Annotated in this window: 25 protein-coding genes, 2 tRNA genes and 1 pseudogene; 21 read left to right on the plus strand and 7 right to left on the minus strand. The window is 65.1% G+C overall.

What is annotated here, in order from left to right; translation table 11 throughout:
- Positions 1–187: 187 nt before the first annotated feature.
- Complete coding sequence (locus AC54T3_RS10305) at positions 188–634, minus strand: hypothetical protein (RefSeq protein WP_496624461.1); 447 nt, start codon at positions 632–634, stop codon at positions 188–190.
- Between the two features lie 20 nt (positions 635–654).
- Complete coding sequence (locus AC54T3_RS10310; protein ID WP_496624463.1) at positions 655–1071, minus strand: hypothetical protein; 417 nt, start codon at positions 1069–1071, stop codon at positions 655–657.
- Positions 1072–1274: 203 nt separating this feature from the next.
- On the opposite strand from AC54T3_RS10310, the pseudogene AC54T3_RS10315 reads away from it, so the two are divergent.
- From AC54T3_RS10315 to AC54T3_RS10380, 14 genes and pseudogenes are all read left to right on the plus strand, one after another.
- Positions 1275–2300, plus strand: a pseudogene (locus AC54T3_RS10315) (IS5 family transposase).
- Between the two features lie 613 nt (positions 2301–2913).
- Positions 2914–3168, plus strand: a complete 255-nt coding sequence (locus tag AC54T3_RS10320) for a hypothetical protein (RefSeq protein WP_496624465.1) — start codon at positions 2914–2916, stop codon at positions 3166–3168.
- Between the two features lie 95 nt (positions 3169–3263).
- Positions 3264–4601 (plus strand): tyrosine-type recombinase/integrase, encoded by a 1338-nt coding sequence (locus tag AC54T3_RS10325; protein ID WP_496624466.1) that lies wholly within the window; start codon positions 3264–3266, stop codon positions 4599–4601.
- Positions 4601–5434 carry a hypothetical protein gene (locus tag AC54T3_RS10330; RefSeq protein WP_496624468.1) on the plus strand — a complete coding sequence of 278 codons (834 nt, stop codon included), beginning with the start codon at positions 4601–4603 and terminating at the stop codon, positions 5432–5434. The genes AC54T3_RS10325 and AC54T3_RS10330 overlap by 1 nt, the downstream gene beginning before the upstream one ends.
- A 161-nt stretch (positions 5435–5595) precedes the next feature.
- On the plus strand, positions 5596–5832 hold the full coding sequence (locus AC54T3_RS10335) for a helix-turn-helix transcriptional regulator (RefSeq protein ID WP_496624470.1): 237 nt from the start codon (positions 5596–5598) through the stop codon (positions 5830–5832).
- The gene (locus AC54T3_RS10340; protein WP_496624472.1) at positions 5829–6173 is read left to right on the plus strand and encodes a hypothetical protein; all 345 of its coding nucleotides are present in this window, start codon (positions 5829–5831) and stop codon (positions 6171–6173) included. The genes AC54T3_RS10335 and AC54T3_RS10340 overlap by 4 nt, the downstream gene beginning before the upstream one ends.
- Positions 6170–7000 carry a PD-(D/E)XK nuclease-like domain-containing protein gene (locus AC54T3_RS10345; protein WP_496624474.1) on the plus strand — a complete coding sequence of 277 codons (831 nt, stop codon included), beginning with the start codon at positions 6170–6172 and terminating at the stop codon, positions 6998–7000. Before AC54T3_RS10340 ends, AC54T3_RS10345 begins: the two co-directional genes overlap by 4 nt.
- Positions 7001–7003: 3 nt before the next feature.
- Positions 7004–7714 (plus strand): phage replication initiation protein, NGO0469 family, encoded by a 711-nt coding sequence (locus AC54T3_RS10350; RefSeq protein WP_496624475.1) that lies wholly within the window; start codon positions 7004–7006, stop codon positions 7712–7714.
- Between the two features lie 8 nt (positions 7715–7722).
- Complete coding sequence (locus tag AC54T3_RS10355) at positions 7723–10338, plus strand: DUF3987 domain-containing protein (protein WP_496624477.1); 2616 nt, start codon at positions 7723–7725, stop codon at positions 10336–10338.
- A complete protein-coding gene (locus AC54T3_RS10360) occupies positions 10335–10892 on the plus strand; it encodes a hypothetical protein (protein WP_496624479.1) in 558 nt (185 codons plus the stop codon). Before AC54T3_RS10355 ends, AC54T3_RS10360 begins: the two co-directional genes overlap by 4 nt.
- On the plus strand, positions 10880–11101 hold the full coding sequence (locus AC54T3_RS10365; RefSeq protein WP_496624481.1) for a hypothetical protein: 222 nt from the start codon (positions 10880–10882) through the stop codon (positions 11099–11101). Before AC54T3_RS10360 ends, AC54T3_RS10365 begins: the two co-directional genes overlap by 13 nt.
- Complete coding sequence (locus tag AC54T3_RS10370) at positions 11094–11486, plus strand: putative PDDEXK endonuclease (protein WP_496624483.1); 393 nt, start codon at positions 11094–11096, stop codon at positions 11484–11486. Before AC54T3_RS10365 ends, AC54T3_RS10370 begins: the two co-directional genes overlap by 8 nt.
- A gap of 195 nt (positions 11487–11681) precedes the next feature.
- Positions 11682–12269, plus strand: coding sequence for a hypothetical protein (locus tag AC54T3_RS10375; RefSeq protein WP_496624485.1), 588 nt, complete (start codon positions 11682–11684; stop codon positions 12267–12269).
- Positions 12270–12348: 79 nt separating this feature from the next.
- A complete protein-coding gene (locus AC54T3_RS10380; RefSeq protein WP_496624486.1) occupies positions 12349–12732 on the plus strand; it encodes a hypothetical protein in 384 nt (127 codons plus the stop codon).
- A gap of 111 nt (positions 12733–12843) precedes the next feature.
- Here AC54T3_RS10380 and AC54T3_RS10385 read toward each other — a convergent pair.
- Positions 12844–12920, minus strand: a tRNA-Arg gene (locus AC54T3_RS10385).
- A gap of 205 nt (positions 12921–13125) precedes the next feature.
- Here AC54T3_RS10385 and AC54T3_RS10390 point away from each other — a divergent pair.
- The 5 genes from AC54T3_RS10390 (at position 13126) to AC54T3_RS10410 (ending at position 17249) form a co-directional block, all read left to right on the plus strand.
- On the plus strand, positions 13126–13482 hold the full coding sequence (locus AC54T3_RS10390; protein WP_496624488.1) for a hypothetical protein: 357 nt from the start codon (positions 13126–13128) through the stop codon (positions 13480–13482).
- 89 nt (positions 13483–13571) lie between these two features.
- The gene (gene mazG / locus AC54T3_RS10395; RefSeq protein ID WP_496624490.1) at positions 13572–14399 is read left to right on the plus strand and encodes a nucleoside triphosphate pyrophosphohydrolase; all 828 of its coding nucleotides are present in this window, start codon (positions 13572–13574) and stop codon (positions 14397–14399) included.
- Between the two features lie 3 nt (positions 14400–14402).
- Positions 14403–15257 (plus strand): DUF4743 domain-containing protein, encoded by an 855-nt coding sequence (locus tag AC54T3_RS10400; RefSeq protein WP_496624492.1) that lies wholly within the window; start codon positions 14403–14405, stop codon positions 15255–15257.
- A 120-nt stretch (positions 15258–15377) separates the two neighbouring features.
- On the plus strand, positions 15378–16607 hold the full coding sequence (gene ispG / locus AC54T3_RS10405; RefSeq protein ID WP_496624493.1) for a flavodoxin-dependent (E)-4-hydroxy-3-methylbut-2-enyl-diphosphate synthase: 1230 nt from the start codon (positions 15378–15380) through the stop codon (positions 16605–16607).
- Positions 16608–16739: 132 nt separating this feature from the next.
- The gene (locus AC54T3_RS10410) at positions 16740–17249 is read left to right on the plus strand and encodes a GlcG/HbpS family heme-binding protein (RefSeq protein WP_496624495.1); all 510 of its coding nucleotides are present in this window, start codon (positions 16740–16742) and stop codon (positions 17247–17249) included.
- A gap of 74 nt (positions 17250–17323) precedes the next feature.
- On the opposite strand, the gene AC54T3_RS10415 is transcribed toward AC54T3_RS10410, so the two are convergent.
- The 3 genes from AC54T3_RS10415 to AC54T3_RS10425 all read right to left on the minus strand — a co-directional run bounded on the left by AC54T3_RS10415 (position 17324) and on the right by AC54T3_RS10425 (position 19435).
- Entirely contained in the window at positions 17324–17845 is a 522-nt protein-coding gene (locus tag AC54T3_RS10415) for a DUF302 domain-containing protein (protein WP_496624497.1), read from the minus strand.
- Positions 17846–17897: 52 nt separating this feature from the next.
- Positions 17898–18623, minus strand: coding sequence for a c-type cytochrome (locus AC54T3_RS10420; protein ID WP_496624499.1), 726 nt, complete (start codon positions 18621–18623; stop codon positions 17898–17900).
- A gap of 68 nt (positions 18624–18691) precedes the next feature.
- Entirely contained in the window at positions 18692–19435 is a 744-nt protein-coding gene (locus AC54T3_RS10425) for a ferredoxin--NADP reductase (RefSeq protein ID WP_496624501.1), read from the minus strand.
- A 300-nt stretch (positions 19436–19735) separates the two neighbouring features.
- On the opposite strand from AC54T3_RS10425, the gene AC54T3_RS10430 reads away from it, so the two are divergent.
- The gene (locus AC54T3_RS10430; protein ID WP_496624503.1) at positions 19736–20236 is read left to right on the plus strand and encodes a glutathione peroxidase; all 501 of its coding nucleotides are present in this window, start codon (positions 19736–19738) and stop codon (positions 20234–20236) included.
- 159 nt (positions 20237–20395) lie between these two features.
- On the opposite strand, the gene AC54T3_RS10435 is transcribed toward AC54T3_RS10430, so the two are convergent.
- Positions 20396–20482: transfer RNA gene (locus AC54T3_RS10435), tRNA-Leu, on the minus strand.
- Positions 20483–20593: 111 nt separating this feature from the next.
- On the opposite strand from AC54T3_RS10435, the gene rnr reads away from it, so the two are divergent.
- Positions 20594–22843, plus strand: a complete 2250-nt coding sequence (gene rnr, locus AC54T3_RS10440) for a ribonuclease R (RefSeq protein ID WP_496624505.1) — start codon at positions 20594–20596, stop codon at positions 22841–22843.
- The last annotated feature ends 33 nt before the right edge of the window (positions 22844–22876 follow it).

Below are 22876 nucleotides of genomic sequence, written 5' to 3' on the forward strand. Positions count from 1 at the left end.
CGAGCGATTCGTGCCGCATGTCTTAGACTATAAGGAATTTTGCGGATGACTATAACAATCCGCAGGTGCTTTATCCCCACTTCAGAAATTTGCGTCCGCTGCCCCTTGCAAGTCTAGGGGGATGGCGTACGACTGTATAGCAAAGATAGCTGCCTCGCTTGCCGACGGCGACGATCGGGGGTTTTTTCTATGGCGGCAAATCGAGCTTGAGCAGGCGCTCCTCAAGCGCAGCCAGGTAGGTCTCGGGATGCTGGCGGAAGTGCCGCTGCAGCAGGCGTGCATCGCGTAGCTTGCCAAGTTGGCGCCGCTCTTCGTGCCAGGCCACCAGATCGACCTCGCTGAGTTGTTGCGGTGTGAGCAGGTTCGCCCAGGTCATCACGGCAGCGAGGACACGCACGGCGCCGCGCACGACCAAGCTGGGACTGGCGGCCTTGTGCCCCGTGATGCGCCGCTCTTGGTGCCGCAGAGAGCCGAACAAATGCTCCAGGTCGTTATTAGTGCGTGGCAGCCCATCGACGTCATCAGTATGGAAAAGCCCCGGCCAATCACTGCAGGTGATCTTGACGAAATGTTCGCCCCAGTGGCGGATCGTTTCTCCGACCGGCGTCTTGAGCCGCTTGGCAAACTCATGCACCCAGCACGCATAGCGCGCCTTCACCCGCACACTGACAGCGCCACCAACTCGTCATAGCGCTCCAGCAGATACTGCACGTTGCGCTGACTGATGCGCACCGCGCGCTGCTCAAGCGCCGCATGGATCTGCTTCGCCGTCGCTTGTTCGCGATAGCGCCGCTGACCAATGAAGGCCAGCACATCCAGCCCATATTCATAGTGGGGCAGTACAAGATGGCCTTCTTCCAAGGGGTGTGTCGATCGGTGATAGCGCGCGCAGGCCCGACTCTCGCAGCGCCCGATCGAGACTTTGAGACGCAGCATCCCCTCGAGTGTGGCGACCTTGCGCCAGGTCGTGTACTGCAGGCGCAGATGTTGACCGCACTCTGCACAGTGCCGCTCTTCGGGGCGCAGTCGCTGTTCCTCTGTCGCCTCCGCTCGACGTGTCTTGCCGCTCATCGGCTGTCCTCCTCCTGGGTCGCCAGGATCCGCTTTCCTACTGGGTTAGACAGCGCTCAAGTGCCATTTTGCTTCTATAGTTTTTTCTAAGGCTGGGCATCTCGTTAGAAGCCCTTTAGGAAACGCTGATTTATTCCAGCAACCGATAGGGCCAGAGTGATAGTCTACGCATAGCCCAGTCCACCTGCTTTGGAGGCCCCGCGATGCACCAACAGCTGATCTTCTCCCAGGTTGAGTATGCCAACAAGCGCAAGCTCACGCGGCGGGATCGTTTCCTCGCCGAGATGGAGCAGGCGGTGCCCTGGGAGGACCTGCTGGACGTGGTCCGCCCGCACTATGACCAAGAACAGGGGCGCGGGCGAGGCCGTCCGCCGGTGCCGCTCGAGCGCATGCTGCGGCTGTACTTCCTGCAGCAATGGTTCGCGCTGGCCGACGAAGCGCTCGAGGATGCCGTCTACGACAGCCAGGCCTGTCGTGGCTTTCTCGGCATCGACCTGCTGCAGGTCTCGGTCCCCGATGCGACCACCCTGCCCAAGTTCCGCCGCCTGCTTGAGGCCAACGATCTCGGGCAACGGCTGCTTGAGCGGGTCAACGCCGGGCTCAAAGCGCGCGGACTGTTGCTCAACCGAGGCACCCTGGTCGATGCCACCCTCGTCGCCGCCCCGCCCTCGAGCAAGAACGCCAAAAAACAGCGCGACCCCGAGATGCATCAGACCCGCAAGGGCAACCAATGGTCCTTCGGCATGAAGGCGCCTATCGGGGCCGACCGGGACAGCGGCGCCGTGCACAGCGTGCACTGCACGGCGGCCAACGTGGCCGATATCAATGCCACCGAGCACCTGTTGCATGGTGAAGAGACGCAGGGTCTTTGCCGATGCCGGCTACCTTGGCGCGGAGAAGCGCGAAGCCCTCAACGCGCGCGAGATCGACGGGTTCATCGCCGCCAAGCGCAGCCAGGTCAAGGCGCTGCCGGAGGGGGAGTTGAAGGACCTCACGCGCGCCTTCGAGCGGCGCAAGGCCCAGATTCGCTCGCGCGTGGAACATCCCTTCCACGTGGTCAAGAACCTCTTCGGCCACAAGAAGGTCCGCTACAAGGGGCTGAAGAAGAACAGCGTGCACTGGCAAGTGCTGTTTGCACTGGCCAATCTCTACCTGCTGCGCAGACCGTTGCTGGCCTGATCGCAGGTGAGGTGCGCCCACCCGTTCGGCGCAGGGCAACAATGAGGTGAAACTGACTCAAACCAGTCACTTTTATCGAGAATAACTCGCATGCGTGCGAAACATCGGCTTCGCTAGCCAGCCTGGCGCTGATTCGGCAAATAGATCATCGTTTCCTTTAGTGCAAGCCCGGCATCCTCTACCTACTTACAACAAGTTACACATAAAAGGATCTGATTCTGCGAAACGAGAAGTGGATCCCGGAGGCCGCGATCAATGAGTTCTGGGAGTGGGGGTAAAAGTGGGGGGTAAATTTGGCTCTACAGTGGAAAATGAAAAAGGCTTAGCATCTAGATGATGCTAAGCCTTTGTTCTGTATGGCGCGCCAGGAAGGATTCGAACCTCCGACCACCTGGTTCGTAGTTAGTTTTTTCGCTGTTTCGCCCCGTCCCGTCTCGTCCCACCTTTGACGATTTATCACTAGCAGAATCAGCGTATTAGGTTTAGTATCTGTCTTGCCCTGTCCTGTCCTGTATCGCCCGTTATCGCTGCGGGTGGAGGGGCAAAAGGAGGGGCAAAATGGACGGGTGCCGCGAGTACCTGACCACCCCTGAACGACAGGCCCGGAGCGGCTGGCACCCCCCGAGGCCCTGACCACAATCCAACCGAGTACGAGGTTCGGCTATGACTGATCGAGACACTGCTTACACACTGGACCTGGACGATTCGCAGACCATCCGCGAGGCCCTACTGATCGGGCTTGCGTCCTATGGCGAGATCATGCGGCTGCGAAACCAGCAAGACATCGAGGAGCTGCGGGGGCGCCCGGTTTCCCGCGAGCTGCGAGCCCTTCACCCAACTGGCTCGGCTGACACGGTTTCCGTGTTCGCTGAAGCCCTGCAACTGATCGACCTGCACGCCTGGAAGCGCCGCGAGTAACACGGGAGCGCAACGGCACAAAAAGACAGGCCCCGGAGCGGCTGGCACCCGCCCCGAGGCCCTGACCACAACCCAACCTAGTACGAGGTTCGGCCATGGCTACCGCCCATCTTACCCGAGGGGACAACCGACTTACCGACACGGGCCTAAAGCGCCTCAAGCTGCCCGAGACCCGCAAGGCCATCGCTCAAGACGGCGGGGGCCTGTTCCTGGAAGTGACCGAGGCCGGGGGCCGCCGGATCGCCCGCGCCAGCTACCGCTATCGCTTCGAAGGCAAGCGCCCCGAGATGCGCCTGGGCACCTGGCCCGACAAGAGCCTGGCCGAGCTGCGCGCCCTGCGCGACAAGGCCCGCGCCCTGGTCAAGCAAGGCACCGACCCCCGGGAGGCCGCCCGCACCGAGAAGGCCGCCGCGGAGGCCGAGCGGGCCAAGGTCGCCGCCCGCTTGACCCTGCGGGACGTGTTCGAGAAGTGGGACAAGCTACACCTGCGCCGAGCCTTCAAGGACGGCGGGGAGGAGGTCCGCCGCTACTTCGACAAGGACGTATTGCCCGCCGTAGGCGCCCTGCCCATCGAGGAGCTGAGCCGCGCCCGGGTGGCCGCCCTGGTGGACGGAGCCCTGGAGCGCGGGGCGCCGCGATCCACGCAAATGCTGCTCGGCTACCTGCGCCAGTTCTGCCGCTGGAGCCTGGCCCGGGGCTACCTGGACACCGACCCGAGCGCCGTCCTGAGCAAGGCCAGCATCAAGACGAACGGCCCGCGGGAGCGCGTCCTTTCCGAGGCCGAGATTCGGGAGCTGGTCCGCCTGCTACCCCTGGCCGAGCTACCACCCTGGGCACCCCCGGCCGTCTGGTTGCTGCTCGCCACGGCCGCCCGGGTGGGGGAGCTGCTATCCGCCCGCTGGTCCGACTTCGACCGAGAGCGCCGAGAGTGGCATATCCCGGACACCAAGAACGGCCGCCCGCATACCGTGGACCTGTCCGAGTTCGCCCTGGCTCGGCTGGCCGAGCTGGAGGCCCTGCGCTGCTCGCCCTGGCTGGTGGCTGGACGGGCGCCAGCAACGGACGGCACCGAAGCCAGGCCAACCGGGAGCAAGGTCCTGCCCAAGCTGCTGAAGGACCGCCAACGCCCCGAGGGCTACGCGCCCCTGAAGAACCGCAAGGCCACGGCCCTGCGCGCCCTGGTCCTGCCCGGTGGCTCCTGGACCCCGCACGACCTGAGAAGAACGGCCGCAACCCTGATGCAATCGCTCGGGGTGGCCCCGCCCGTGATCGAGAAGTGTCTAAACCACGCCGAGCCGCGCCGCCTGGTGGCCGTCTATCAACGTCACGACTACCGCGCCGAGCGCCGGGACGCCTTTAACCGGCTGGGGGACCACCTGGACAGGCTAGCCGCGGGGGAGGGCGCCCGGGTGGTGGCCCTCAAGCGCGCCTGATGGCCGCCCCAAGCTGGCCGGATCGCCGCCCCGAGTATCTGCCCTCGGCCGTGTGGGAGTTCGCCCAAGAGCTGCGAGACAGGCCAACCGAGAGCCCGCCCGAGCGTGCCGCCCTGGTCCGGCTGATCGGTCCGGACATGGCCCGCACCTGGCAAAGCCTGGCCAAGCGCGGGATCACCGACCCCACGAGCTGGCGCCTGCTCCTGGACCTGTTCACAACCTCAGCACCTGGGGCCGGGTTCGATCACGAGCTGCGCGCCGTCCTGGCTGAGGTCAACGGGACGCCCGAGAAGCCGGACGGGACGCAAGGCAAGCCCGGCCTGCTTGGCCTGATCTCGGGGCACGCCGCCGCGCTGGCCGAACTGGTGGAGGAGCTGATCGAGCTTCGAGACCGGCACGGGCTGAGGTTACCCCTAGAGCTGAGCTATACCCTGGCCCTGCTGGAGGGGGCCGGCTATCGAGACCCCCCGAGCCCGATAGGCCCCTTGCAATCTGAAGCTGAGAAGGCTATCGACGCCGTGCCTTTGCCCCATCTGCTGGGCATCCTGGCCGATACCGCCGCAACCTGCCAGGCCGCCCCCGACTGGCCCCACGAAGCCCACGCCACCACCCGCAAGGGTGGCCAGATCACGGAATGGGTCCGATCAATCGACGCCCGCTTTCGAGTCTATTACGCCTGCCAGATTGAGCCCAAAGGCTGGACGTTCACCGATACCGAATTGGCCCGGATTGGCTCCGCCGTGCTCAAGCTGGACGTAACCCGGGAAAGCGTCAAGGTCGCACGGAAAAGAGCACCCGATGATCTTGATTCCGATTCTGTGATCTTCTTCTGAAAGGGCTAGCCCGTGCTGACTAAAATGGAACTATTCACCCCGAATTGAACGCGCAATAGTTCCGGAACTATTGACTCGGGGCCGCACCACGCAATAGCCCCGCGCATTATTCCCCGCCCTCCTGCACTGTCTTATCTCGTTCAATGCAACGGGATAAGACAATGACCCACCTAGAACGCCGTGTACTTCGTGTACCGGAAACCGAAGCCGCAACCGGCTACAAACGCGCCAGCCTTTACCGACTCGAATCCGAGGGCCGCTTTCCGCGCCGAGTGAAGCTAGGTCAAGGCCAAGGGGGCGCCGTGGGCTGGCGCGCCGAGGAGGTGAAAGCCTGGCTGGACGCCCGCGCCGCTGGGCGAGACTGGACCCCGACCACGGACGGGAGGTCGGCAGCATGAACCAACTGCAAGCGGATCACCTGTATAGCCTTGCCCTGGCCATCAGGCACAACGGCGAGCTGCTGGCTGAGCTGCTGGGGGACGTGGACGGCCCGGGCGCTGGGCTGGCACATACCGCGGAGCTACTAAACAACCAACTGCTCGAACTGGCAACCAACCACCGCAAAGCAACCGGCCCACGCCGGTTCTCGGTTTTCCTGGATGAAGCCGAGAACGCGGCCCTCAAGCGGGCGGCTGCGGCTGCCGGGCTGGCTCCGAGCGAGCTGGCGGAGAAACTGCTACAGCAACAACTCCGCAAACTGGCCGATCAGATTAAGCCCGACCTTGAGGGGGAAGCATGACCCCCGGCCTACACCACGACCTAGACTTTGCCACCTACCGCGCCGTTGAGGCCCTGAGCCCATCGGGCGCCGCCAAGCTGCTGCGAAGCCCGGCCCATTATCGGGAGTACCTGACCACCCCGAGCGATAGCGCCGCCTTCCGGATCGGGAGCGCGGTTCACGCCTTGGCCCTGGAGGGCCGCCCCGCCTTCGCTGAACGCTTCGCCGTCGCGCCAGAGTGTGACCGCCGCACCAAGGCCGGAAAGGAAACCTTCGCCGCCTTCCAAGCCGAGGCCGAGGGCCGAACCGTGCTCACGGCCGCCGAAGCTGCCCCCGTGGAGGCCATGGCCGCCAGCCTGGCCGCCCATCCGCTGATCCCGGCCCTGCTGCAAGCTGGCGAGGCCGAGCTGTCCCTGCGCTGGGACGATCCCGAGACCGGGGCACCCTGCAAGGGCCGGCCGGACTTCGCCCGGTTCGAGGATGGCGCCATCCTGGATCTGAAAACCACGCTGGACGCGAGCCCGTCCGCCTTCGCCCGTTCGGCCCTGGCCTATGGCTACGGGACGCAAGCCGCCGCGTACACCGCGGGCGCCGCCGCCCTGGGCTACGAGGTCCGGGACTATCTGCTGGTGGTGGTAGAGAAGGCCGCCCCCTTCGCCTGCGCCGTCTATCGGCTCTCCGATGCCGCCCTGGAGCTAGGCCGCCGCCGCTGGGCCGAGGCCGTCCGCGCCTATGCCGAGTGCCTGGAGCGCGACACCTGGCCCGCCTATCCGGCCGAGATCACCGAGCTACCTGTTCCGAGCTGGGCTATGTCCGAGCTCTACGACACCGCACCCGAGGAGGGCTGAACCATGGGACGCGCATTTAGCAAGAGTGAAGGCGAGGGGGATTTCATCCTGGCCCCCGAGGGTTCGAGCTTCGCCGTGTTGACTGGCCTGGCCTATCTCGGCAAGCACGAGAGCACCTGGCAAGGCCAGACCCGCACCCGGGAGCTGGTGGGCCTGAGCTGGGAGCTGGCCGAACGGGCCGAGGAGGATGGTCGCGCCCTGGGAGTGACCGAGGTCCTGACCGCCAGCCTGCACGAGAAGGCCAAGTTTTTCGGCCGTGTGCTCGCCTTGTGCGGAGGCCGCGAGCCGCCGCCCGGGTTCGACCTAGAGGGCCTGCTAGGCCGAGGGGCCATCGTCACCATCGTGCACGAGGTCCGGGACGGCAAGACGTGGGCCAACGTGTCCCAAGTGGGACCGCTACCCCGTGGCATGACCCCACCCGAGCCGACTATCACGCCGATCTATTACGACATCGAGGCCCCCGCGCCCGGCCTGTTCGAGATGCTGCCGAGCCGGTTCCGCAAGCTGATCGAGACCGCTGGCAATGCAAGCCAGGCCCCGGCCCGGGCTGCCCCTGCGCCAAACCCGAACCGAGCGCCAGCGCCAGCTAGCCAGGCCGCCCGACAGGCCAGCTATCAGGCCCAACACCCGGCCCCGCCGCCTGCCGCGCCTACGCCGCAACCACCCCCGCCACCCGCGCCGCCGGTGGACTTCGATGACGATATTCCCTGGTGAGCACAACCATGAGCACAACCGCCGCCGCAAGAACCTGGCCCGCCCGGATCGGGCCACCCCCGGCCGCCACGCCCGGGGAACTGTCCGACCTGCAAGCCCGACTGACCCGCCGCACCACGCCCCCCGAGGAGGGGGCACCCCGCGCCGAGTGGGCCAGCTACTACCGGGGCCTTGGCCTGGCCCTGTGCCCGATCCCGCCCGGGAAGAAAGGCCCAAGCGCGCCCGGCTGGCCCACCCGCAACGAGGAGCCGGCCTATTGGGCCAAGCATCCTGAGGAGGGCCTGGGGGCCGTGCTAGGCGCCTCCCGCTGTGTCTCCCTGGACCTGGACGCCCTGCCCGAGGCCCGCGCCCTGCTGGACGCCTTGGGGCTGGACCTGGACGCCCTGACCGCTGGCGCCTGTCTGATCCGGGGCAACCCGGCCCGGCTGCGCGCCCTGTACCGTGCCCCGCCCGGGCTGGACCTGGCTAAGCACGTTCTCGCCTGGCCCCCTCGGGAGCCGGGGGGCAAGCCGCTAACCGTGTTCGAGCTGCGCGCCGGGCCGGTTCAAGACGTGCTACCGCCCACCCTGCACCCGGAGACCGGCCGCCCTTATGAGTGGGTCCGCCCGCCCTGGGAACTGACCGCACCCCTGGCCGAACTGCCTGCCGAGCTGGTGGAGCTGTGGACCGGCTGGGACGCCTGGAAGCCGGCCCTTGTCGCCCTGTGCCCATGGGCCAAGCCCGAGGAGCCCAAGCCGCGAGCCCGGGCCGGTACCGAGGGCCTGTCCGTGGTCGCCGCGTTCAATGCCGCCCACGACTCGGGCGCCATGCTAGAGGCCCACGGCTACACCCCCAAGGGCCGGGGCCGCTGGCTGGCGCCGAGTTCCGAGAGCCGCCTGCCGGGAGTGGTCCGCCTGCCCGAGTCTGGCCGTGTCTACTCCCACCACGGCGGGAACCCCTTGGCGACGGGCCACGCCCTGGACGCCTTCGAGGTCTATACCCTCCTGGATCACGGCGGGGACCAACGCGCCGCCGTGAAGGCCGCCGCCGAGGTTTTAGGGATTGCCCACGCGAAAAGGGCCGGGGTACCTACCGGCAAAACCGGCGAAAGCCCCCTTTTGCCGGTTTTGCCGGTACCCCCGGGGGGCATTCCAGAATATATCGAGGGCGCCGAGTGGCCCGACCCCGAGCCCCTGCCGGGCCTGCCGGCCGTACCCGAGTTCGCCCCCGAGCTGCTGCCGGTTGCCTTCCGCCCCTGGCTGCTGGACGTGGCCGAGCGGATCCAATGCCCGCCCGACTTTCCCGCCGTGGGGGCCATGGTGGCCTTGGCTGCTGTGGTCGGGCGCCAGATCACCATCCGACCCAAGCGCCGCGATGATTGGACCGTGACCCCGAACCTGTGGGGTGGGGCTGTGGGCCGCCCTGGTGTGATGAAAACCCCGGCCCTGACCGAGCCCCTGCGCCCGCTGCAACGCCTGGAGCAACGAGCCAGGCTAGAGCACGAGGAGGCCCTGCGCGCCCACGAGGCCGCCGTGATGGTGGCCGAACAACGCAAGGCCGTGGGCAAGGAGACGATCCGCAAGGCCATCAAGCAAGGCCGCGATCCGGGAGAGCTGGCGCGGGAGGCCCTGGACGGGCCGGACGATCCGCCGCCGCGGATACGCTACAAGACCAATGACCCGAGCATCGAGAAGCTGGGGGAGCTGCTGCGCGACAACCCCCGCGGGGTTTTGGTCTACCGGGACGAGCTGACCGGACTCCTGCGAAGCCTAGACCGCGAGGGCCACGAGACCGCCCGCGCCTTCTACCTGGAAGCCTGGAATGGAAACGGGGCCTTCACCTTTGACCGGATCGGCCGCGGTACCGTCGAGATCGAGGCCGCCTGTGTCTCGATCCTGGGAGGGATTCAGCCCGGCCCCCTCGGGGAGTATCTGCGCGCCGCCGTGGCCGGGGGTGGCGGCGATGATGGCCTGCTGCAACGGTTCCAGTTACTTGTCTGGCCGGATACCGGGGCCGAATGGCGGGACGTGGACCGCTGGCCCGATAGCCAGGCCCGAGAGCGCGCCTGGTCCGTGTTCGAGCGCCTGGACGCCCTGAGCCCCGAGGCCCTGGGGGCCGAACGGGACGGGGAGGGTCCGCCGTTCCTACGCTTCGACCCGGCCGCCCAAGAGCTGTTCACGGAATGGCGCGGGGAGCTAGAGCGCCGCCTGCGATCCGGGGAGGAGGCCCCGGCCTTCGAGGCCCATCTGAGCAAGTACCGAAGCCTAACCCCGAGCCTGGCCCTGCTGCTGCACCTGTGCGACCACGAAGCCGGGCCAGTGGGAGAGCCGGCCTTGCTCGCCGCCTGCGCCTGGTGTGAGTACCTGGAAGGCCACGCCCGCCGCCTGTATGCCCCCGCCGTGGGGACCGACACAAGCGCCGCCCGCGAGCTGGTCCGCCACCTGAAGGCCGGGGACCTGGGAGCATCCTTCACCGCCCGGGAGCTGGTTAAGAAAGGCTGGAGGGGGCTAGATAGCCTGACCGCCCCGGCTGTTCTGGAGAGCATGGCCGAGCTTGGCTGGTTACGCCCCGAGACCCTGGCCACGGGTGGCCGCCCGTCTGTGGTGTGGCACGTCAACCCCAAAGCCGAGGGGGCCAACCCATGAGCTACCTAGACCGACTCCGCACCCGTGCGGAGACCCTGGACCCTACCGGCAAAACCGGCAAAAGCCCCAACCGCCCAAGCGAAAACGGAGGGGAGACCTACCAGCAAAACCGGCAAAAGGCCCCCGCCCACGAGAAAACGGAGGGGAGCCCTACCAGCAAAACCGGCAAAAGGCCCCTTCTGCCGGTTTTGCCGGTACCCCTCGGGGCCATTCCAGAAAATCACACCCCCACCACCGGCCCGGAGCTGGAGCCCGGCCAGGGTGGCGACACACCCCCCGCCGGGGGACCGACCCCGGACCCCTGGCCCGAGCTTTACCGCCGATGGTTCGAGGGCATGACCGAGCCCCGCGCCCTGATCACGCTGGACCCAAGCCAGGCCCGCGAGGCCGTGGCCACGGGCGCCGTTCCCGCCGAGCTGGCGCGGACCTGTGTCCTGCTCGCCTACCGTTCACCCCTCGGGGTGGCCGCGGTCCTGCCCATACCCCGGGCCGCCTTCGACCGTGACCCCTTCGCTCTGATCCGAATCATCGAGGAGGCCCCATGCCTGCACTGAGCCCCGAGGCCGCCCCGTTCCAACCCGGGGACATTGTGGAGGTCCTGCACCGTGGCCACCCGACCGGACACCTGGCCATCGTCCGCGCCTGCTGCCCGCAGTTCTGCACGGCCGATGACTGGCCACAAGACACCACCACCCGCGAGCCCCGGCCCCTGTTCGATGACGCGGATCAGTTCCGCCTGATCCGGAGGGCACCGCATGATTAACGGGAGAACCAAGGGCGCCGCCGGAGAGCGGGAGCTGGCGCGCCTGCTGATGGACGAGCTCGGGGGCACCGTGACCCGCAACCTGACCCAAGCCCGGGGAGGGGGCCACGACCTGGACGGAGTGCCCGGCTGGGCTGTCGAGGTCAAGCGCGCCCGCAAGGTCACCCGCGCCGATCTGCGCCCATGGTGGACGCAAGCCGAAAGCCAGGCCGAGCGCGCCGCCCTGCGCCCCGCCTTGGCCTTCCGGGAGGATAGAGGCCCCTGGCTGGTGGCTGTGCGCCTGTCTGACCTGCGCCCCGGCCTTGGCCCCTGGCCTGGCCTGGAGTGGGCCGCCGTGCTGAGCTTGGCCGCCTGGTGCGCCCTAGTGCGGGAGGGCTGCGAGTGAATACGGGCGCCGTTCGGCCGAGACAACGGCGGACGATAGGCACGGTCTATGGGCATGGTCTCTGCATGTTAAACACTAAGCCTTTGATGTGCAGAGCGCGCATATTTCATGCCCGATAGGCGCTGGCGATGATGGCGCCTTGAGCCGCCGGGCTTGACAACGAATAACGGCCGTATTGATACCGGAGGACTGCGAGTGAATGCTATCACCCGAGCCGAGATGAGCCAGGCCACCCGGGACGCCCTGACCCGGGACGCCGCCGATTTGCTGAGCCAGGCCATCCACGCCCAAGGCCCCGCCGCCTTGACCTGCACCCGCGAGCACGCCGCCCGCCACGAGGCCGGCCACGCCTGCGCCTACCTGGCCGAGGGCCGCCGCCTAAGATCGGTCGAGGTCTACCGCGATGGGGAGCACTGGCTAGGCTGGACCCGAGCGGCTGGCCTTGGATTTAAGGTCACCCCGGACACCGACCCCCGCGCCGATCTGGCCGAGGCCCGTATCCTTCTGGCCGGCCCCTTGGCCGAGCTGACCACGAGCCAGCGCCCGGCCTTGGGGGCTGGCCTAGATGAGGTGGCACTGGCGCGAGCGATCACGGCCGGAGCGGCTGGCAAGATCGGCCGCGATCCCGAGGAGCTGCTGGCCGAGCTGATCGCCGCCACGCTGGCCATGCTGCACGAGCGCCGCCCGACCCTGGACGTACTGAGCGCCGCCCTGCTGCGCCGCCGCAAGCTGAAGGGCTGCAACCTGGCCCGGCTGCTGCGCTTGGGTCCTTCTAGGGGCTGATGCGTGCGGGTGTTTCGGGCCGCGCTCTTTTGCTAGATACTGAACTTTTAGGGGGGGTAAGGCTTGAGGATGCTTGCGAATGACTGACGGCAACGCCGCGCCTGTCCGGATCGAGGACGGGCTGACCGATCAACAACGCCGAGGAGCCGAGCTCGCCGCTGCCGGCTGGGCTGGTGTGGATATTGCCGAGGAGCTAAGCATTAGGCCCGAGACCGTTTCACGCTGGCGCAAGCTGCCCGGCTGGCAAGCCGCCCGGCAAGCCATCGTAGACGAGCAGCGCGGAGCCCTGACCGCAACACTGGACGAGCTAGCCGAAGAGGCTCTAGCGGAGCTGCGCCGGCTGGTGCGGTTCCCGTTCGATGCCGGAATCCGACTCCGCGCCGCCGCGGAGGTGGTGAGACAGGCCGGGATCGGCAAGGGGCCGGCCCGAACTGCGGTACGAGACACGAGAGAGCGCGAGTAGCCCGAATCTGCCCCGCGTTACCCGTGTCGGTGGAGGGGCAAAAAGGAGGGGCAAAACGAGAAAGGGGCCAAACGGCCCCTTCTGATTTTGCTCCTAAGAGCCTGATTTTATTGGCGCGCCAGGAAGGATTCGAACCTCCGACCACCTGGTTCGTAGCCAGGTACTCTATCCAGCTGAGCTACTGGCGCGTCGAGCAAGTAATTATCGGCCGATGGGCAGATGCTGTCAAGTGCTTGCGCGCTTTCTATGCTGAATCCACGACCGGGCACGCGCGTGCGGCAGGGCGGGGCCGCATCCTGTATCCTTCGCCAGCATCGGGGCGCCGTTTGCAGGCGCGGGTCTCAAGGTACACGCGAGCCGTCTGGCTCGTATGTTGGCGGGAGGTTGACAGAGATGCGCCTAGTCTTGATCGCGCTCGCCGGGCTGTGGGCAGTGGGCGCGTTGATCGCCTTCCTGCGCACGCGTGAGAAGCCGCTCGATGCCAAGCTGAGTGCTGCCTATCTGGTGATCTGGCCGGCGTTGCTCGTGCTGATGTATATCAATCAGCCGGTGCCACTCTGGGTCTCGGTCCCGATCTTCTTTGGCTTCATCCCCTGGTTCTTGGCCGGCCCCCACCTATGGGCCATCCTTAAGGATCCGAGCCGGATCAACCCCGGCGAAGTGGTCGGTATCCCGCGCGGCTACTGGACTTGGGGTGGCCTGGCGGCCGTGCTCTTGGGGGGATTGTTCCAGGTCTTTTTGCGTCCCTGAGATGATCAAGACCTGGGATGATCAAGAGGCGCCTCATGCGTTGCCGCCGTTCATCTTGCCACCGTTCAGCTGAGTGACATCCGCGTTCCATGACTGACTCGCCGAGCAACCAGCCCCCAGAGGATCTGCGCCGCATCGAGGCGCTGCTCTGGATCGTCGCGCGCCTGCGCGATCCACAGCAAGGCTGTCCCTGGGATCTGAAGCAGACCATGCGCAGCATCCTGCCGTTCACTCTCGAGGAGGCCTACGAGGTCGCCGAGGCGATCGAGAACGACGACATGCCCGAGTTGCGCGAGGAACTCGGCGACCTGCTGTTCCAGGTCGCGATCTACGCGCGCATGGCCGAGGAGCGGGATGCCTTCAGCTTCGAGGACGTGATCGAGGCGATCTGCGACAAGATGATCCGTCGCCATCCGCATGTGTTCGGCGATGTGCGGGTCGAGTCCGAGGCCGAGGTGCGCGCGAATTGGGAGCGCATGAAAGCCGACGAGCGCGAGGCCAAGCATGAGCGCCCGCATATCAGCGTGCTGGATGGCGTCGCCGAGGCTTTGCCAGCGTTGGTGCGGGCCGAGAAGCTGCAGAAGCGTGCCGCCAATGTCGGTTTCGACCTCGACGACCTGAACCATGCCGTCGAGAAGATCCATGAAGAACTGCGCGAGTGCGAGGAGACCTTCGCCGCGCATGCTGATCCCACCGAGCGCGTACACGAGTTGGGCGATCTGCTGTTCTCCTGCGTCAACCTGGCGCGACATCTCGGGGTCGATGCCGAGCAGGCACTGCGCGCGGCCAATCACCGTTTCGAGCGCCGCTTCCAGCGCATTGAGGTCTGCCTGCGCGCCGCCGGGCAGGTGCCGGCGCGCTCCCAACGCGCCGAGATGGATCGGCTGTGGGAGATCGTCAAGCAAGAGCAGCACTAACCGATGAGCTTCCTTGAGCGCATCGACGAGTGCAATCGCTGGGCCACTGGGGATTTCACGCCTTTCATCGTCGCCGACGAACGACTCGGGATGGTGCGCCGGGAGTTTGCCGACGCCCTGTGCGGGCTGTTGGGCACAAGCTTCGCGCGCGCCGACGAGGGCTTGCATTGGACGAGCGCGCCGAGCGGATTCGCGTTGCGCACCGAGGCTATGGCACAGCTGTGCGATACGCTGATCGCGCGCGGACTCATCCGCTACCGCCACGGCGAGGACTACCCGGTGACGAGCGGCCGGCGCGAGGATGCACGTTTCCTGATCGATCGCGCCTGCGCGCCTTACTTTGGAATACGCGCCTTCGGCCAGCACATCAATGGGTTCGTGCGCGCTGATGATGGCCTGCGCATGTGGATCGCGCGCCGCGCGGCGGATCGACGTGTGTATCCGAACCGGCTCGATAACATGGTCGCAGGTGGCTTACCCTGGGGCCTCAGCTTGCGCGAGAACATCCGCAAGGAGTGCGCGGAAGAGGCGGGCATGCCGGCGACGCTGGCCGATCGCGCGGTCTCGGTCGGCGCCATCAGCTATTGTCGCGCGTCCAAGCGCGGGCTGAAGCCGGATGTGATGTACTGCTACGACCTGGAGCTGCCGGCGGATTTCGAGCCGCAGTGTCAGGATGGCGAGGTCGCCGGCTTCGAGCTGATGCCGATCGAGCAGGTCGCCGAACTCGTGCGCGAGACGAATGCATTCAAGCTCAACTGTAACCTGGTGATCATCGACTTCCTGGTCAGGCATGGCGTGCTCACCCCCGACCATCCCGATTATCTGGAGATCGTCCAGCGCCTGCGCTCGCTCGCCTGATCCGCGCCCGATATCCGTGCCTGGCATCCACGCCCGACACCCAAGTCGGGTGGCTATCCACGCAGGATCCGAACGGCGGGCATGATTCGGTCTCTCCGGCACCACTCTATCGAGGACAACATGAGCAATCAGTTTGGTATTCAACGGCGTCAATCGGCCCAGGTCATGATCGGCGGGCTGCCGGTCGGCGGCGATGCGCCAGTGCGCGTGCAATCGATGACTAACACCGATACCGCCGATATCGACTCGACCGTCACCCAATGCGCCGAGCTGGCCCGTGCCGGTTCTGAGTTCGTGCGCCTCACGGTCAATAATGAGACCGCTGCGGCCGCCGTGCCGCGCATTCGCGAGCGTCTCGAGGCGATGGATGCGGTGGTGCCGCTGATCGGTGACTTCCACTTCAATGGCCATCGCTTGCTCAGCGACTATCCCGCCTGCGCCGAGGCCCTGGCCAAGTATCGGATCAATCCCGGCAATGTCGGCCGTGGCGAGAAGCGCGACAGCCAGTTCGCGACCATGATCGAGATCGCCTGCCGCTACGATCGCCCGGTGCGCATTGGCGTCAACTGGGGCAGCCTCGACCCAGAGTTGGTAGTGCGCATGATGGACGAGAACGCCCGCTCGGCCAGCCCTAAGCCGGCCGATGAGATCATGCGCGAGGCGATGGTCGAATCGGCGCTCGGCAGTGCGCTGCGTGCCGAAGAGCTGGGGCTCGGGCGCGATCACATCATTCTCTCCTGCAAGATGAGCGGGGTGCAGGATTTGATCGCGGTCTATCGACTGCTCGCCGCGCGCAGCGATCACGCGCTGCACCTGGGCTTGACCGAGGCCGGCATGGGCTCGAAGGGCATCGTCGCCTCGACCGCCGCGCTCTCGGTGTTGCTGCAAGAGGGCATCGGCGACACCATCCGCGTCTCGCTAACGCCGGCGCCGGGTGAATCGCGCACTCGTGAGGTGATCGTCGCCCAAGAGATCCTGCAGACCATGGGAATGCGCTCCTTTGCCCCCATGGTCACCGCCTGTCCGGGCTGTGGTCGCACCACCAGCACCGTCTTCCAGGAACTGGCCGAGGATATCCAGGGCTATCTGCGCGATCAGATGCCGGTCTGGCGCGAGACCTATCCGGGGGTCGAGACGCTGCAGGTGGCCGTGATGGGCTGTGTCGTCAACGGCCCGGGCGAGAGCAAACACGCCAACATCGGCATCAGCCTGCCCGGCACCGGCGAGCAGCCGTCGGCCCCGGTCTATATCGACGGCGAGAAGGTGACCACCCTGAAAGGCCCGGAGATCGCCGCGCGCTTCAAGACGATGGTCGATGAGTACATCGTTGAGCATTTCGGCGGTCGCTGAGCATTGGCGACCACTGCTCTGATGGCCAATCCTGGGTGATGCGCCCAGATGCCGATCCCAGGTGCCGACCCTGACCCGCACGCTGTTCGCCGATGGCCTGTCACCACCCACCCAACTGCGGAGAACGCACGCATGACAACAAAGACACTCGTCTCCTCAAGCCTCGCGCTGGCGCTCGTCGGCACCTTATCGGCCGGTGCCGCGAGCACGGCCGAAGGGCCGATGATGGTCTCGATGAAGCGCTTATCCTTGGAGACCGCGCAGCGCATCGCTCAGGCCACTATCGACGCCTGCCGCGAGGAGGGGATTCAGATCGGCGTCACCGTCGTCGACCGTGACGGCGTCGTCCAGACCCAGTTGCGTGACACCATTGCCGCCCCGATCACGATCCCGATCAGCGCCAAGAAGGCCTATACCGCCGCGAACTTCAACGCGGCGACCTCTGCGCTGGAGCCGCGCGCGGATACCGCCGTCGGTCGACAGGACTTCCTGGTGATGTCAGCCGGTGGTCTGCCGATCCAGGTCGGTGGTGCCTTGGTCGGTGGCGTGGGTGTCAGTGGCGCCCCGGCGGGCGAGACCGATGAGGCCTGTGCTCAAGCCGGCATCGACGCCGTCCAGGACGACCTCGATATGGCCATGTAGGCATCGGGAGATCGGCGCATCGACTGGGAAAACCCGTCCAGAGGTGAGGCCCGCTCGATGCGCCGCAGTGTGAGTTAGAAGTTGCCGGTCGCGCCCGCAGTAATGATGGAGAGCATCTCACCATTGATGGTGATGGCGGTCGCCTGCAGCTCCGGTGGCAGCTCGTAGGCATTGATGATCATGTCCAGATTGAGCATCTCGAGCCAGAAGCGACCGTCATTGTCTTCGACCAACGCGATCGCGCAGGGCATGTAAGCGGCATAGATGGTGTTGAAACGCACCATCTTGATGGCATCTTCCGGTCGGCAGAATTGAAAGATCTCGAGCCTGGGCGACTCGAGCCCGCGCGCCTCAAGCTCGGCACTGACGTTTTGGTGGCCGACCAGCTTCATGTTCAGCTCGACCGCCTTGGAATTCATGGCATCGATCGCGTCGTCGGGGCTGACGCCCTCGATGAGACCGATCTTGAGCACCGTCTGACCGATCTCGTACATCGTGACATCGGGCGCGTTCGCGCTGTCGATGGCCGAAGCGATCGGTACCGACACTGGCAACAGGCACAGCAATGCGGCGGTTGCAAGGGTGCGTTTGAGCATGGGCGGAACTCCTTGGGTGGGCGGGCATCGGCAAGCGCTTTAGCCGCTCGCGTCAATCGTCGTCATCGTCGTCTTCATCATCGTCGTCTTCATCATCATCGTCTTCGTCATCATCGCTGAGATCGTCATCGAGCGACGCGACAAAGGCAAGGATGTCGAGGAGTTCTTCATCATCATAGGTGTCGAAGGTCTCGTCCTCGGGATCATCGCCGTGGATGCGCTCATCGTTCTTGAACAGCACGATTTGCCGCATCAGGTACTCGTGATATTGGCCGCGCAGCGGCGGCGAGTCCTTGCGCGATTTGCCTTGCGCTTGACGACCGTGGCAGGTCTTGCAATCGTATTTATAGAGCCGCCGGCCCGAGCGCGCGCTGCCGTCCTCCGGCGCCGGAACATCCAGGTCGATGTCGAGGCTGGAGATATAGCCGGCCAAGTCCATCAGATCGCGGTCATCGTAGGTTTTGAGGCCGCCGACAACCAGCATGGCATCGTAGCCACGCGCGCCGCTTTGGTAATCGCGCAGCGCGTTCATCAGATAGTACTCGGGCAGCCCGGCAATACGCGGATATTTGCCGCCAAGGATGCCTTGACCGCGTTGGCCGTGGCAGAGCGCGCACTGGCGAAACATCACCTCGCCCTCGGCGAGGTTTGGCTGGTAATCATCCAGCGCCTCGTTGCGGGCCTCGTAATCATCCCTGGCCGAGGCCGACGGAATCGTCGTGATCAAGCCGAGTGAAACCGCAACCAGCGCGGCGAGCAGCGAACGCATCAGCGACATCGAAACTTACTCCGTAGGTGCGTGCCGGCATCAGCGGCGCCGGCGTCGTTCAGCAACGGTTGCTGACCTCAATGGTATTGCTCGGTGGTGTAATGGCCGGGCTCATGCCGCTTGTGCCGATGCAACCCATGCGCCTCGAGCCAATCGCGCACGTCCTTGATCATCTCCGAGTTGCCACAGAGCATCAGGTGGCTGTCATCGGCGTTGATCTTGGCGCCTGCGGTATCCTCGAGCACGCCGTTCTCGAGCAGGTTGGTGATGCGGCCTTGCAGGGCGGTCTCGCTGGAATCACGCGTTAGCGCGGTGATGAAGGTCAAGGCCTCCTCATGCTGGGCCTGCAGCGCGGCGATGGTCTCGCCATAGGCCAGTTCGCCGGTATTGCGCGCCCCATGCACGAGAATGATCCGCTCGAAGCGCTCCCAAGGCTCGGCCGTCTTCAGGATCGAGAGGAAGACGCCGAGCGCGGTGCCCGTCGCCAACATCCAGAGGTGCCGGCGCGAGACCACATTGTCCATGGTGAACACGCCACTGGCCTTGGCCGAGATCCAGATACGGTCGCCGATCTCGAGATCGGAGAGCTTTGGCGTCAGCGGGCCTTCCGGGATCTCGTTGAAATAGATCTCGAGCGGTTGCTCCCGTGGCGCGTTCACCAGCGAGTAGGGACGCCCGACGCGCTCACCGTCTAGATCGAGCGCGACCTTGATGTACTGCCCAGCCTGGAAGGACTCCAGCGGCGCATCAATTTGCAGGCTGTAGAGTGCTTGCGACCAGTGCCGCTTACCCGTGACGCGACCTTCAATCCAATCAACCATCGATAACGACCTCATTGCTCCCGTTGTAAACTAGCCTTTAGGTGGTCCCGGAACGACCTTTTCAAACCTTGTACAGCGAATGTTCATCATGCCGCTTCCCAGGACTTCATCCTGGGCTGAGCGATCCATGGCATCGACGAATACCAAAACATCGAAATTCAGAGGCTTGCAAAACGACATCAGCCCGGTTGTGTTTGTGTTCTGGTATCCCATCTTGAACTTGTCGATACTTTGTACAACCAAAGATGAGGCTCGCCGATGCGGCTCCTAACCCTGATCATGCTCCTTGGAGGATTGACGATGACCACTCAGGCTGCCGCTCACTGCGGCCCCGCGCTTGATTTCGAGCTGCGCCGTCTCGCGGGCGACGAAACCGTCAAGCTCTGCGATGCCTATCAGGGCCAGGTGGTGCTGATGGTCAACACCGCCAGCAAGTGCGGGTTTACCGGCCAGTATGAAGGTCTCGAGGCGCTGTACGACAAGTACAAGGATCGCGGCCTCGTCGTGCTGGGTTTCCCGTCGAACGACTTCGCTAACCAGGAGCCGGGCAGCGAAGAGCAGATCCAGCAGTTCTGCCGGCTGACCTACTCGGTGGAGTTCCCGATGTTCGAGAAGATGCACGTCAAGAAAGGCAAGGCTGACCCGCTTTATCAGTATCTTGCGGCGCAAACCGGTGTCTATCCGAAATGGAATTTCTACAAGTATCTGATCGACCGTGAAGGCAAGGTCGTCGACTACTTCTCCAGTATCACTTCACCGGACAGCAAGAAGCTGGTGAACGCGATCGAAAAACTCCTTTGACTCGAGAGGAGACTTCCACCGGGACGACCAGTCACTATTGAGTGCTGAACTCGAGGAGAATTTAGAAGGAAGGAAGTGTTGTGGACAACGGTGGTCGGGGACTCACCAAACCTCGCAGCCACTAGAGTCGAAAACTGATCTAGAACCGACTCTTAGAGATGGTGCCGAGGAGAGGACTTGAACCTCCACCTGGTTTCCCAGACATGGACCTGAACCATGCGCGTCTACCAATTCCGCCACCTCGGCAGGGGTGCGGCGTCGACGGTTGCAACCGCGACAAGTCGACAAGCTTAGTGAGACAACGAGGGCTTGTCAACGGTAGACTAGCGGAATCTTTGGACACACTCAGAGTACAGCGTGGCACGACGAAAAAAGGCTCAATCCGCTCGGGACCTGGATCCGCATCGGCAACGGGAAGCGAAGAAATACGACAACCCGATTCCCAGTCGGGAGTTCATCCTCGAAACACTCACCGAGCACGCCGCCCCTGCGGGCTTCGATGAGATCGTCTCGTTGCTCGGGCTCACCAATGAAGAAGATCGGGTCGCACTGGAGCGACGCCTGGGCGCGATGGTCCGCGACGGCCAGCTCCTGCGCAATCGCCGCGAGGCATTCTGCCTGGTCAACAAGCGCGATCTGGTCGCGGGCCGGGTCATCGGTCATCCGGACGGCTTCGGTTTCGTGAAACCGGACGACGGCGGTGACGACCTCTATCTCTATCCGAAGGAGATGCGCGCGCTGTTCCACGGCGACCGCATCGTTGCCCGGGTGACGGGCAAGGACCGGCGTGGTCGACTCGAGGGCGCGGTGGTCGAGATTCTGGAACGCAGTACTACGAGCGTGGTCGGCCGGCTCTATTCAGAGAGCGGGGTCGGCTTCGTGGTGCCGGACAATAAGCGCCTAACGCACGATGTGATCATCCCGAGCGACCGTCTCGGTGGCGCCGAGCAGGGACAGATCGTGGTCGCCGAGATCACCGATCAGCCGACTAAGCGCACCCAGCCGATCGGGCGTGTCGCCGAGGTGCTCGGCGAGCACATGGCCGCCGGCATGGAGACCGATATCTCGATTCGTGCGCACGATCTGCCCGTGCATTGGCCGCCAGAGGTCGAGCAGGCGATCAGCGCCTTTGGCGAAGAGGTCCCGGAGGCCGCGAAGGCCGGTCGCACCGATCTGCGCGCGCTGCCGCTGGTCACGATCGACGGTGCCGACGCGCGCGATTTCGATGACGCGGTTTACTGCGAGCGCAAGCCCAAGGGCTGGAAGCTGCTGGTCTGCATCGCCGATGTCTCGGCCTATGTGACGCCAGACAGCGCCTTGGATAAGGAGGGCTTCGAGCGCGGTAACTCGGTCTACTTCCCGGACCGGGTCATTCCGATGCTGCCGGAGGTGCTCTCCAACGGCCTCTGCTCGCTGAATCCGAAGGTCGACCGGCTCTGCATGGCCTGCGAACTCTATGTGAGCCGCGAGGGCAAGGTCACGCGCACGCGCTTCTTCGAGGCGGTGATGCGCTCGCACGCACGCCTGACCTACGAGCAGGTCGCGACGCTGCTCGACGATAGCGATGGCGCGCTCAGTGAGCAATACGCCGAGGTGTTGCCGCATCTGCACGAGCTGTACGCAATGTATCAGGCGCTGCTCGAGGCCCGCGCCGCGCGTGGCGCGATCGACTTCGATACCGTCGAGACTAAGTTCGTGATCGATGAGGGTGGTCGTATCGCGAGCATCGAGCCGACGGTGCGCAACGATGCCCACCGCATCATTGAGGAATGCATGTTGGCCGCGAACGTCGCCGCCGCACGGCTGTTCCAGCGCAAGAAGATGCCGGCGCTGTATCGCATCCACGAGACGCCCAAGGAGGAGAAGCTCTCCGACCTGCGCGAGTTCCTCGCCGAGCTGGGCCTGAACCTGCCGGGCGGCAACAAGCCCACGGCCAAGGATTACGGCACCCTGTTAGATGCGGTGCGCGGACGACCAGACTTCCACCTGATCCAGACCGTGCTGCTGCGCTCGATGCAGCAGGCGATGTACAGCTCCGACAACGTCGGACACTTTGGGCTGGCCTACGATGCCTACACGCACTTCACCTCGCCGATCCGCCGCTATCCGGATCTCATCGTCCATCGCGTCATCAAGCACCTCCTCGCTGGCGGCACGGCGGCTGATCTCGACTACTCGAAGCCGGAGCTGCAGCAGGTCGGCGAGCACTGCTCGGGCACCGAGCGGCGTGCTGACGAGGCGACGCGCGATGTCGAGCATTGGCTCAAGTGCGAGTTCATGCGCGATAAGCTGGGCGAGGAGTTCGACGGCACCATCACCAGCGTGCAGGGCTTTGGGCTCTTCGTCGAACTGGATGGGGTCTATGTCGACGGGCTGGTGCACATCACCGCGCTTGATAACGACTATTACCACTTCGATCCGGTCGGGCATCGACTCACCGGTGAGCGCACGGGTCAGATCTACCGGCTCGGTGACCGCTTGCGGGTCAAGGTCGCGGCGGTGAATCTCGAGGATCGCAAGATCGACTTTGTGCTGGCCAAGCCGATTGTCGCCGAGGCGCCGAAGCGGCGCTCGCGCTCAAGGCGTCGCAAGAAGCCGACTGCTTGAGAGAGTGTCCATCACCTTTTCCCAGGCTTGATC

Source organism: Halochromatium sp. NSM3, from assembly GCF_059621085.1.